Genomic DNA, 11,414 nt, shown 5'->3' with positions numbered 1-11,414 from the left:
ACCGGCGGACGCCGAGGCGGTCAGGCGGATCGACGCCCCCTCCCGTTCGTCCGGCGCTCTTCCGCCGCCGCCCCGTCCCCGGACGGTCACTGGTCGCCTCCGGATCAGTCCCTGAGTCAGCCGCCTGGTCAGTCTCCGAGCCAGCCGCCTGGTCAGTCGCCAGGTCAGTCGCCGGTCGGCGCCTCCAGGTCGCGCGCCTCGTGGAGCCAGGCGGTGAACAGGTCGGGGTCGATGTCGGCCGGAGTGCGGAGCTTCACGCCGGCCATCGCCCGCGCATTGGGTTCGAGGCGGCCGGACGGGTCGGCGATCTCCTGGCCTCGCCAGAATCCGAAGGTCACGTAGGCGGAGTACGCCTTGACGTAGCAGACCGGGGACTTTCCCGGGGCCGAGCCGAGGCTCCACACCGGGTGCCCCTGCCAGACCGCACCGGCCCCCGGCAGTGCCGCCTCGATGAGCGGCAGGAGCTTGTCGGTGATCTGGCGCTGGGCCTCGGGGAGGGAGGTGAGGTAGTCCTGCACGGTGGCGAACCTGGCCATGTCGGTGTCCTTCCTGGCGATGCGGGATTCAGGGGCTGGTGCGACTGGTGCCGCGGTGCCGGCGGGCTCTCCGGCGGAGGGTCAGAGACCGCGGCGGTAGCGGGCGGCGACGGTGGAGATCCAGAGCATCGCGGTGATGGCGCCGACGGCCAGGGTCAGGGAGCCGGCCCTGCCGCCGGTCATGGCCCAGCCGTCGCCGAGGAGGAGGGCGGTGCCGGCGAGGTGGGAGGCGATGGCGTGGCCGCGGTCACCGGCGCGGCTGAAGTGGCGGCCCAGGATGTAGCAGGCGGCGATGAGGGCGGCGAAGGCGATGGAGCCGGCGGCCATGTGGCCGTAGCTGTGCCAGGTGAGTGTGGTGGGCATGCCGTAGGGGGTGCCGACGGGGAAGCCGTCGGCCGGGTCCATGACGAGGAGTCCCGCGGCGATCATGCCGACGCCGTTGATCCGGACCAGCCGGGGGGCCCAGGTGCCGCCGGGGGTGGCGTGCAGGGCACGGCGCAGGCCGCCGGCTCCGGCGACGGTGAGGATGCCGGCCAGGAGGAAGTTGGTGATCTGCAGCCAGCCGAGGGAGCCGTTGCTCAGCGCGCTCAGGGGGTGGCGGGTCAGGTCGAAGCCCTCGCGGGTGGCGGCCTGGGCCAGGGAGACGACAGTCCACAGGGGGGCCGCGACGGCCGCGCAGGTGAGCAGGGAACGGGTGGCGGCCGAGGCGGCCGACGCGGTGGTGGCGGGGGTGGCGGCGGCGGGGATCTGGATGGCGGTCATGGTGGCCGGTGCCTTTCTCGGGTCCGTCTTGTTCGGTTCTCACCCATACGTCGATCCGGGGATATGACAGGGAATGCCGCCATTCCCTGTCACATAAGCCGTCCAGCACGCAGGCGGAGCGACGGAAGGGAGACAGGAGAACGGGAGACGGGGCCGAGCGTGCTCATGACCGGGGCCGTGCCGTCCCCGTCCCTCAGACCCAGTAACTGTCGTGCCGGACGAAGAACTCGGCCCGCTCCTCCTCGCTGAGCCGCGCCAGCCCGGCGAGCCCCTCGAAATACCCCTCGCGCGGTGCGCCCGGCGCGAACAGCATCAGCATCGACGCCGGCTCGCCCGACTCGTTGCGGAAGGCGTGCAGCCCGCCCACCGGGACGTAGAGGAAGTCCCCGGCGGTCGCGTCGGTCCAGCGCTCGCCGTCGAACAGCCGCACCGTCCCGGACAGGATGAAGAACGACTCGGAGATCGTCCTGTGGAAGTGGGTGCTCGGCCCGCCCGGCTCGGGCCCCATGTCCACCCGGTAGAGGCCGAACTCGCCGCCCGTGGACGCGGTGGTGGCCAGGTAGTGGGTCGCCGTGCCCGCGCTCACGGCCGGTCCGGCCGTCACGATGCGCTCGGACACCAGGTCGGGCGGGGTGCCGGCGGGCCTGAACACCGCGCTGACCTCGCCCTTGTCGCCGGAGTAGCGGGGTGGTGGATAGGACATCTCAGCTCCTTGGACTCATCCGGAGTACGGCCCGCGGCACACCTGACGCGGCGCCCGGCGTGGAATGTGCGGGCTGCGGCGACTTCAACGGTTCACCGGTCCGTCCGGACTCAGCCGTTCACAGAGCGCCGCTGGTTCAGCCGTCCGCAGAGCGCCGCGGGTCCAGCCGTTCACAGGTCGGCCAGTCCGACACCGTGAACGCCACTCCAGCCGTAGAGTTCCGCACATACGCCGATTTACTCCGACCGCTTTCAACCTGTTATCCCCTGACCGACGACAGACGCCCCGCCCGTGTCCCGGCGGGAGCCGGAGGACTGCGACCGTGCACCGTTCCAGCGATGACCTGCCGGATTACCACAGCCGGGTGCGGGGCTGCCTGCTGGGCGGCGCCCTCGGCGACGCGCTGGGAGCCCCGGTCGAGTTCGAGTCGATCCAGCGGATCCGCAGGCAGTACGGCTCCGCGGGCCTGACCGGGCCCGTCGCCGACTGGCGCGGCAGGATCGGCCTGATCACCGACGACACGCAGATGACGCTGTTCACCGTGGAGGGGCTGATCCGCGGAGGCGGGACCGCCGCAGGCGCACCGGCCCACGGAGACGGAACCACCATGAAAGGGCCGGCCCGCGGAGGTGGGGCCACCGCAGGCAGGCCGGGCCACGGAGCCGGAACCACCGTGGAGGGGCCGTCCATCCGGGAGGAGGTCGCCGCCGTCCGGCGGGCCTACCTGCGCTGGCTGGACACCCAGCAGCACCCCTCCCCTCCCCCGGCGGATCCCCCGGCGGACGACGTTTCCCCGACGGATGACGTCTCCCCGGTGAACGGCGCCTCCCCGAGGGACGGCGCGTTCCGCACCGGCCGGCTGCGCGAGCAGAGGTGGCTCTACTCCCAGCGGGCCCCGGGCAGCGCCTGCCTGTCCGGCCTGCGGCACGGCCGGGCCGCCGCCCCGGCGCCCCTCGGTGAGCCGGGACCGGTCAACTCCGGCTCCAAGGGCTGCGGGACGGTCATGCGCTCGGCTCCCTTCGGGCTCCGTCCGCGCGGCGCCCGGCACGCCTTCGAACTGGCGGCCCGGTGCGCCCAGATCACCCACGGCCACCCCACCGGCTACCTCGCCGCCGGTGCCTTCGCCGCCGCCGTCCACTTCCTGATGGAGGACGAGCCTCTCCCGCAGGCCGTACGGAAGGCGACGGACCTGCTGGAGACCTACCCCGGCCACGAGGAGACCAGCCGGGCGCTGCGCGCCGCGGTGGCCCTCGCGGCGGAGGGCGACCCGAGCCCGGAGAAGGTCGAGTCGCTCGGCGGAGCCTGGGTCGCCGAGGAGGCCCTCGCCATCGCGGTCTACTGCGCCCTGGCGCACCCCGGGCCCGGCGACCTCCGGCAGGCGCTGCTGCTCGCGGTCAACCACTCAGGCGACAGCGACTCCACCGGAGCCGTCTGCGGCAACCTCCTGGGAGCCCTCCACGGCGAAACCGCCCTCCCCGCCGACTGGCTCGCCCATCTGGAAGGCCGCGAGGCCATCGCCGGACTCGCCGACGACTTCGTGGCCCGGTCCGCCGAGGGGCACCGGGTCACGGACGCGTGGCTGGAGAAGTATCCCGGCGGCTGACCCCGACCGCGGCCGGCGAGCTCCGCAGGTCGCGGCCATGGAGGGAGATCCGGCCGGTCACGGTGATCAGTCCGGGGCGGTACCGCATCCGGTCGAGCCGGTTCTCCGCCGACGTGCCGGGCTCCTCGGCGGTGTGAACAGTGAAGCCGACCGGGCTCCTGCCCACGCGCCCGGTGCTCAGGCGCTCCGGGCGGGGGCGCGGAAGACCTGGCGGCCGTGCCAGTCGATGTGGCCGGACTCCACGGCGTCCATGCCTGGTTGCGGGGCGCGGGCGGGCCGTCCGGCCAGAGACAGCACCATGTCCCGTGCCGAGACCGACCGGCCGACGAACCTGGCCGAGACGGTGATGGTGCGCTCTGCTGTCAGGCCCAGCACGCCCTTGTCGAACAGCTTGTGGTGGATGGCGCACAGACACAGCCCGTTGGCCAGGTCGTCGGGGCCCTCGAAGGCCCACCAGCGCACGTGGGCGGCGTCCAGCCCGACCGCGGTGCCGTCCAGCCAGCCGTCGTAGGCGCAGAACGCGCAGGCGTACTCGTAGGCCATGAGCACCTTCTCGCGGAAGGTGGGGTCACGACGCGCGGCGGCGGGTGCGGGCACGGCCGTGGTGACGGTCTCCAAGCTGTCCAGGTCCAGGCCGACCAGTCGGCAGATGTCGGCGTGCAGCGAAGACGGGAAGTTCGCCTCCAGCAGGAAGCGGGCCATCCCGGCCGCCAGGCGGGGATCCTCGGTGAGGGCGCGGGCGAGGTCGGGATGGAGCCGGCCGGTGGCCTGGCCGTCACGTAGGCGGCCCAGTCCCGGGCCGGGGCTGCCGGGTCCGGTGACGGTGTCGACCAGCCACAGACCGTCGCTGGTCAGGTGGTGGAACGGGTAGCCGGGGCTGGTGTCCCGTGGTGGGCCGTACTCCTTGAGCAGCAGCCTGAGATCCGCCTCGGCGGCGCTGAAGGGGATCGGCAGGTTGCCGTCCCGCTGGAAACGGCCCAGGACGTACAGCAGCAGGAGCGGCTTGTGCGGCGCCCGCTCGCCGCCGCGAGTCCAGCGCCGGATCCCGGCGACCCGCTCGACCCAGTCCATGATCGATCAGTTTATGGTGATCACGGCAGCCCGCGACAGGTGCCGGCCGGGTCCCTCACCCTGGTCCGGCGGGCGCACCGGACGGCTGCCGGCTGTGGCGGTCACGGCCTGGTCCCCCGCGGTGGACGACCTCGTCCCCCCGCGCCCGGACACGCCATGATCAGCAGCCGCGGCGCTCTCAGGCGTCCAGCTGACGGGTGATCGACGGATCGGTGATGGCCGTGTCGTCGGCGAGCAGGAACGCCTTGGACAGGATGACCGACAACATGCCGCCGTCCTCCTCGAAGGGCAGGAAGACGGACCCGGTGCCACGGTCGTGTCCGGGGACGATGCACAGATAGGCGTCGTTGGGCTCCATCAGGATGTTGCCCGACCCCAAGTGGATCTTGTAGGTCCGCCGGTCCCCACGCACCCGCAGGAACCGGTCGGTCAGCTCCACCCGGTCGGCGATCCTCAACCGGGGCAGGAGCCGGGTGAGCACGTCGCGCCGGGTCCGGGCGGTCTCGGTCAGTTCGCCGAAGCCGTAGGAGTGCCAGTAGTCCTCATGACCGCCCGTCACCTGCCGGTCGAGGCCGACCGAGGCGACCCCCACGGCCAGGTCGGCGTCGCGGAGCACCTCCGACAGCACCAGCGGCGGCACCTCTGACAGCGGAGCGCCCTCGCGGGCGGCGAGGTTACCGGCCGTGTCGTGGTAGCCGGCGGCATCCTGACCGTCCCGGTAGAAGTGGATCTGCTCGCTGGCACAGAAGGAGGCGGTGCCCCACCCGTCGGCCGCCGCGTCGCCGGTGACGTGCATGCCCCAGCGGGCCCGCCAGCCGGACAGCTCCTTGACGGCCTCGCCCTGGTCGCCACCGCACTCGTAGTCCCAGTGGCCGATGGCCAGCCCGCTCCAGCCGCGCTGGTTCAGCAGCGCCTTGGCCTGGCCGTACCGGAGCACATGCCCGGCGAACCGGTTGGAGAAGGTGCGGGTCCGCTCCTCGGCCGGGGTCAGCAGGTAGACCTCCCGGAAGCCCTGCTTGTACGGCTGACGCACGCCGTGCTCCAGGAGGTGATCGCGCCAGGCCAGCACGTCCTCGGCCGTCTCGCGGATCGGATGCCACAGCCGGACCGGGGTGTCGGGGTCCGGCTGGATCCCACGGCCCCGCGGATCGGTGAGCTCCCAGCCGCCGGCGGTCCTGACCGGCAGTCCGGCCGGCCCCTGAAGGACCTGCCAGATCAGGTTCCGGGCGTACAGGCCGGTGACCGGGTGGTCGAGGAAGAACTCCGTCACCTGGCGCCACGGCCAGACCCGTTCCTCGATCAGTGCCCGCTCCAGCCGGAACCGCTCGGCCGGCAGCGTCTGCTTGAGCTCCTTCAACGTGGACTTGAGCTCGGCCAGCGCGGGGTCCCGGCGGATGGCCTGCGGCACCGACTTGACGGTCTTGCCCGCGGGGTTGACGTAGCGGAGCGCCGGGCCGTCGGCGCAGAGCCGTACGAGACAGTCGCCGATCCTCTCCTCCCGCACCCCGTCCGGGCCGAGCCCGAAGGCCGGCACGGTGCGGTCCAGCAGCTGCTCGCGGCTCAGTCCCGCCTGGACGGCCACCGCGTCCAGCGTGCGCGCCACGTTGGCCAGCACTGACTTCCTGCGGACCTTGGTCTGGACCCTGGCCAGGGAGGCGACGGTGTCGAGCCCGCCACGACGGGACAGGACGCCGACGGCGGCGTTGGCGAGCAGCTCGCTGCGGCAGTTGGCGCCCGACCCGCCGATCCCCGTCCCGCAGGTCAGGGCGAGGTCGCCGAGGAGCTGGCTCACCCACGGCTCGTCGATCAGCTCGCACGTCCACACCATGCCGCGCACCGGCACGGTGGTGCGCTCGTGCAGGAAGACGGTCTCCCTCCACTCGTAGCCGCTGTCGGCCCGGTGGTCGATCGCCTTCTCCCGGTGGGCCGCCACCCGGGCGAGGATCTCGCGGACCAGGCCGGCCGCGTCGGGCGTGAGCAGCGTCCTGGCGGTCCTGAGCCATTTCCCGCTGGGTCTGGAGGACCGGGCGGTGTTCCAGTGGTGCAGCAGGGGCAGGACCGCGGGGTCGGCCAGGCGCGCGCCGTACTCCTCGGCCAGCGTGCGGGCGACGTCGTCGCATTCCCAGATCACGTTCCGCACCACGCCGGCCGGGCCGTTCTCGGCGGGTTCGATCAGCAGCTCGTCGAGCTGCTCGGCCAGTGCCTCCCGTACCGGGAGCCGGTGTTCCGGGAGCCAGCGCTGCGCCCCGATGCTTTCGAAGATCACGCGGCGTTCCTGGAAGCCGAACCGCCGCGCCACGGCGAGCGGGAGCCGGAAGATCTCCTCGTAGCGGGTGTGGCCCCAGTAGACCAGCGTCTGGGCGCTGTACACGAGGATCCGCGCGTCCCCGAGCGTCCAGGGGATGTCACGCTCGGCCACCGAACGGATCAGCCGGAGGACGCGCTCGTCGTGATCATGTCCGCCCTCCCGTCCCAGGCCCAGCTTCAGCTGCGCCCAGCGCCCGTACTCCCGCCAGTCGACGTCCGGCCCGGGCGACAGCCCCCGCTCGAAGAGCGCGTCGAAGCGACAGTACAGCTCCCTGGTCGTCTCCTCCACGTACCCGATCAGGTAGCCGTAGGAGCGGGTGAAGTCGTCGAGCTCGGTCATGTCAGCCTCCGACCAGCGGGACGAGCTTGACGAACGACACGACCGGGTCGACGGTCAGGTCGATCACCTCGGACAGGTCGTCGATCTGACGCTCCCCGACGAGCAGCAGGAACCCGTTGCGCTGGAACGCCCGCTCGGCGGCGTCCGCCTGACGTTCCCAGTCGATCCGCTGTCTCGTGCCCATCCGGTAGCCGTTCAGCTCCACCTCGGCGTCCACCGGACGGACCAGGCCGTTGAACCGGGGAGAGGGGGCGGCGTTGTAGCGGGCGACCTCCTCGCGGACGCGGAGCCGGACGAGCTCCCGCGCCGAGATGCTCTCGGGCAGGTCGGGGAGGACGGACTCCGCTATCGGCTTCCCCGTCGCGGTCTCGTCCCGGAAGGTGACCGTTGCCATCGCACAGCTCCACAGATCGTCGGAATCACTGGGATGATCATCAGTACCACCCGAATCCGACAGAAACCGGCACCGTCATCCCGGCCCTTCCGAGCGGGCCCCGCCCCTTCAAACTCCGCGGGCGTGGTGCTTGCACCGCCCATCGACGGTATATATCGTTACTCACGGCGCCATCCTGCGCCTAACCCCCATTTCCGGTGCTCACGCCACCGGCGTCGACGGGGGCAAAGGGGACCTCGAGTTCTCGGGATGCCGTCACACACGACCTTTCCGGCGGGGTCGACGGGAGCGTGGGTCCTGCGGCCATGCCGTGATGGGTTGCATGTGATGACGAGTCGGAAGTCGCTCAAGTCCCGCGTACGGGCCCGTATGGACAAGACGGGCGAGAGCTACACCACCGCTCTCCGCCGGATCCTTGAGAAGGCCGGTCACCCTCAGGTCTCGCCGCCCACCGGTCGGCCCGCCGGAGCGATCGGGACCAGCAAGGTCTCCGATCTGACCGTGCGCGAGCGCACCGGCCGAGGCTGGGACGGATGGTTCACGCTGCTCGACACCTGGGGCGCGACCGGACGCACGCACACCGAGATCGCACGCTGGCTCGTGCAGGAGCACCAGGTCGACAACTGGTCGGCGCAGAACATCACGGTGGTGTACGAGCAGGAGCGCGGAATGCGCGCTCCCGGCCAGAACAGCGCCGGCTACTACTCAGCGACCGGCAGCAAGACCATCGCCGTCCCGGTGGACCGCCTGTACGAGGCGTTCGCCGACGCCGCGGAGCGCGAGCGCTGGCTACCCGGCGAGCTCAGGGTCCGTACGGCCACCGCGCCCAAGTCGTTCCGGGCCGACTGGCAGGACGGGTCGACGCGGATCGCCGTCGGCTTCGTCGCCAAGGGCGACGCGAAGGCCCAGGTGGCGCTCATCCACGAGAAGCTGGCCGACGCCGAGACCGCCGCGCGGATGAAGGTCTTCTGGCGTGAGCGCCTGGCCGCGCTCAAGACGCTGCTCGAACCCTGACGCACCGGCGGCCCCGTACCGGTGCACCCGATCACCGGCGCCCCCGGGCAACGCCGCCCTCCCGGCAGACCGCGATCGGTCCTGCCGGCCCCGGCAGTCCTGCCGATCCTGCGGGGATCAGTCCTGCCGATCCTGCGGGATACGGACCCGATGACCAGCGCCGACAGTCGCGCATGACATGAGGAGAACCCTGTGGAAGTGAACTACCTGGCCATCGTCGCGGCCGCTGTGGCTTCGTTCGTGATCAGCTCGGTGTGGTACGCCGCGTTCGGCAAGCAGCGGGCGGAGTTGCTCGGCGGCGCGGACGCAGGCGCCTCAGCCGGTGGCAGGCCACCGGCGTGGAAGGTGCTCGTCGAACTGTTCCGGAGCCTCGTCGTCGCCTCCGTCCTCGCGGGACTCGCCGCACGCATGGGGATCACGGACTGGACGGGCGCGGCACTGCTCGGATCGGCCGCGTGGATCGGGTTCCCCTTCGTGCTCCTCACCGGCTCGGTCATCTGGGACAACGCCCCCTGGAAACTCGCCGCCGTCCATGCGGGCGACTGGCTGGTCAAACTACTCGTCATCACCGTCATGGTCAGCGTCTGGCACTGAGAGCAGCCGTCGAGGCCGGAAACCAATCCCGCAATGCCGGATTGATACGCATTATTCCCTCCTTAATACGCTCATTAGGTAGCTAGAGTGAAATAACTAAAAATAGGACGAGGGGAATGGTGGAGTCGATGGCATCGGGGACGGGGCCTTTGTCGCCGGACTTCACCGGGATCGACCCCGACCTGATGCAGGGCTTCGTCACCGCGCTGGAACGCGGCCGCGACGTGATCGGCGAGCAGTCCGAGCGGATCCGGCAGTTGCTCGCCACGGCGCAGCTGTCGGCGGCGGCCCTGCAACCGATCAAGGAGATCGAGGGCTGGATCGACGACGAGCTGCCAGGACTGCGCAAACGCAATGAGACCATCCGGGTGGGCGACGACCTGGCGCCGTGGCTGCCCGGCTCCGGGATGGTCGGCTACAGCGAGGGGAGACATCTCTCCCCCGCGGAGGCCCAGCGGCAGGGCACGGCCTTGGGCAGGCGTTTCCTGGACATCGAACCGGTGGAGGTGCCCTGGCTCGGACGCCCCTCCTCCGACGAGTACGGGCAGATCGTCAAGGAACTGGCCGCCCACAAGAACGACGCCGACTTCACCGCCGCCTTCTTCGCCGCCCTCGGCACGGAAGGCACCATCGGGCTCCCCGCGCTGCTGCGGAAGAACCTGGACTCCTCACACCCCCGACCGCTCGCCGCCACTCCCAATCCCGACGACGAGGTGCTCCGCATGGTGAGCCAGGCTTTCGGCACCGCGGTCACCGCGGGATCACGCGTCCCGGGCTTCGCCAAAGTCAAGGACGCGATACGGAACGCGGGCCCCAAGGCGGCTCTCCTGCTGAGCGGGGGGAAGTTCCCCGCCGAATGGCTGACGGACGTGGTGCTGAAGCAGGGGCTCGCCGACCCCCGGAAGATCGGCTCGGGTTTCCTCTACGCGCTGGGCAACAACCCGGCCGCCGCGCGGCAGGCGATCGCGGCGGTGACCGGGCCGTACGCCAAGGACCAGTCGAAGCTGAAGGAGTTCCTGAAGAAGTTCAACGATTACGCCGGCGGCAAGTACCTCAGCGGGGACGACAAGAAAGACGCCTTCGGGCGCATGCTGGCCGCGGCCTCCGGCGCCTACGACGAGGAGGACGGCAAGCACAGCAAGGAGTCGGCCGCCTTCGCCTTCACCGTGATGACGACGTTCGACGATCTCAAAATCGGCGAGGAAGTCCGCGTCCACCTGGCCGAGATCGCCGGCGCCTACACCACCGAGATCACCGAGGGCGCCAACATCGGCGACGCGAACATGACCGAGGACAGCGCGTTGAAGTCCTCCACCTCGGCGTTCGGCATGAGGTCCGCATTCACCCTGAGCCCGAAGGACACCTACCGCTTCCTCAAACTCTTCGCCGACTCGGCCGAGAACCTCGCCCCGTTCGACGAGGGGATGGGGCGGTTCTCCCAGAAACTGATCGCCGACGCGTCGGCGACGACCAGGCGGACCGGCGACGTCGAACGCCTGGACCAGGTGTTCACCGCTCTGGGCAACGTGCGCGGCTTCGAGCTGGCCGCCATCGAGAAGATCCAGGGCAACCTGGACATGCTCGACAAACAGCGAGACGACGTGGTGGGGTTCATCCGCGACACGGCCATCGGGATGACGAGCACGATCTCGGGGCAACCCCTGAGCATGACCCTCGGCTGGCTGGCGCTGAGCACCTCCCTCTCCGCTGAGGGCGCCTTCGGTGGAGACGACGAGACCCGGGTGGACCGGGCCGACAAGAAGGACGGCATCGAAACCCTCGGCCGCCAACACACCTACGCGCAGATGCTCATGGCCAACGGTTTCGCCCCGAAGGTGACACCCGCCGAGTTCCAGGCCGCCTGCCCACCCGGCGTAGCCATCGCCGACGCGCACGGCAATCTCAAACCCTTCTCCGAATTGATCAAACAGGGGAACAAAGGGCTGGAGGCATTCGAGAGATGGGCGGCGGCCAACGGGATGGGCAGCAAGGAAGATCTGTCCGTAGGGAAGTTGTCTGACGACACAGCAAACTGGTTCGAGGGCGGCAACAAGCGAGGCCGACAGCGCAGCCTGGCCTTCGACAGTTAA

The 11,414-nt window shown here is 70.7% G+C and carries 10 protein-coding genes; 4 read left to right on the top strand and 6 right to left on the bottom strand.

Going from position 1 to position 11,414, the window contains the following annotated elements:
• Positions 1–164 precede the first annotated feature (164 nt).
• The 3 genes from ACWDS7_RS23490 to ACWDS7_RS23480 form a co-directional block, all read right to left on the bottom strand.
• Positions 165–536: a DUF1801 domain-containing protein gene (locus ACWDS7_RS23490; protein WP_451931016.1), complete on the bottom strand. Its 372-nt coding sequence runs from the start codon at positions 534–536 to the stop codon at positions 165–167.
• An 81-nt stretch (positions 537–617) separates the two neighbouring features.
• On the bottom strand, positions 618–1,298 hold the full coding sequence (locus ACWDS7_RS23485) for a DUF998 domain-containing protein (protein WP_451931015.1): 681 nt from the start codon (positions 1,296–1,298) through the stop codon (positions 618–620).
• Between the two features lie 193 nt (positions 1,299–1,491).
• The gene (locus ACWDS7_RS23480; protein ID WP_451931014.1) at positions 1,492–2,001 is read right to left on the bottom strand and encodes a cupin domain-containing protein; all 510 of its coding nucleotides are present in this window, start codon (positions 1,999–2,001) and stop codon (positions 1,492–1,494) included.
• A 322-nt stretch (positions 2,002–2,323) separates the two neighbouring features.
• Here ACWDS7_RS23480 and ACWDS7_RS23475 point away from each other — a divergent pair, with 322 nt between their 5' ends.
• Positions 2,324–3,604, top strand: a complete 1,281-nt coding sequence (locus ACWDS7_RS23475; RefSeq protein WP_451931013.1) for an ADP-ribosylglycohydrolase family protein — start codon at positions 2,324–2,326, stop codon at positions 3,602–3,604.
• 177 nt (positions 3,605–3,781) lie between these two features.
• Here the strand turns inward: ACWDS7_RS23475 and ACWDS7_RS23470 are convergent, their stop codons facing one another.
• The 3 genes from ACWDS7_RS23470 to ACWDS7_RS23460 form a co-directional block, all read right to left on the bottom strand.
• Positions 3,782–4,675, bottom strand: a complete 894-nt coding sequence (locus ACWDS7_RS23470; RefSeq protein WP_451931012.1) for a phosphorothioated DNA-binding restriction endonuclease — start codon at positions 4,673–4,675, stop codon at positions 3,782–3,784.
• Between the two features lie 178 nt (positions 4,676–4,853).
• On the bottom strand, positions 4,854–7,322 hold the full coding sequence (locus ACWDS7_RS23465; RefSeq protein ID WP_451931011.1) for a DUF4132 domain-containing protein: 2,469 nt from the start codon (positions 7,320–7,322) through the stop codon (positions 4,854–4,856).
• A 1-nt stretch (position 7,323) separates the two neighbouring features.
• The gene (locus ACWDS7_RS23460; protein ID WP_451931010.1) at positions 7,324–7,716 is read right to left on the bottom strand and encodes a hypothetical protein; all 393 of its coding nucleotides are present in this window, start codon (positions 7,714–7,716) and stop codon (positions 7,324–7,326) included.
• 327 nt (positions 7,717–8,043) lie between these two features.
• Here ACWDS7_RS23460 and ACWDS7_RS23455 point away from each other — a divergent pair, with 327 nt between their 5' ends.
• The 3 genes from ACWDS7_RS23455 to ACWDS7_RS23445 all read left to right on the top strand — a co-directional run bounded on the left by ACWDS7_RS23455 (position 8,044) and on the right by ACWDS7_RS23445 (position 11,414).
• On the top strand, positions 8,044–8,730 hold the full coding sequence (locus ACWDS7_RS23455) for a hypothetical protein (protein WP_451931009.1): 687 nt from the start codon (positions 8,044–8,046) through the stop codon (positions 8,728–8,730).
• A gap of 192 nt (positions 8,731–8,922) precedes the next feature.
• Entirely contained in the window at positions 8,923–9,324 is a 402-nt protein-coding gene (locus ACWDS7_RS23450) for a DUF1761 domain-containing protein (RefSeq protein WP_451931008.1), read from the top strand.
• Positions 9,325–9,452: 128 nt separating this feature from the next.
• Positions 9,453–11,414 carry a DUF6571 family protein gene (locus ACWDS7_RS23445; protein WP_451931007.1) on the top strand — a complete coding sequence of 654 codons (1,962 nt, stop codon included), beginning with the start codon at positions 9,453–9,455 and terminating at the stop codon, positions 11,412–11,414.

This window comes from Streptosporangium sp. NPDC003464, from assembly GCF_053588315.1.
The sequence above is the reverse complement of the archived record's forward strand: the minus strand, read 5'-3'. Positions and strand labels throughout refer to the sequence as shown.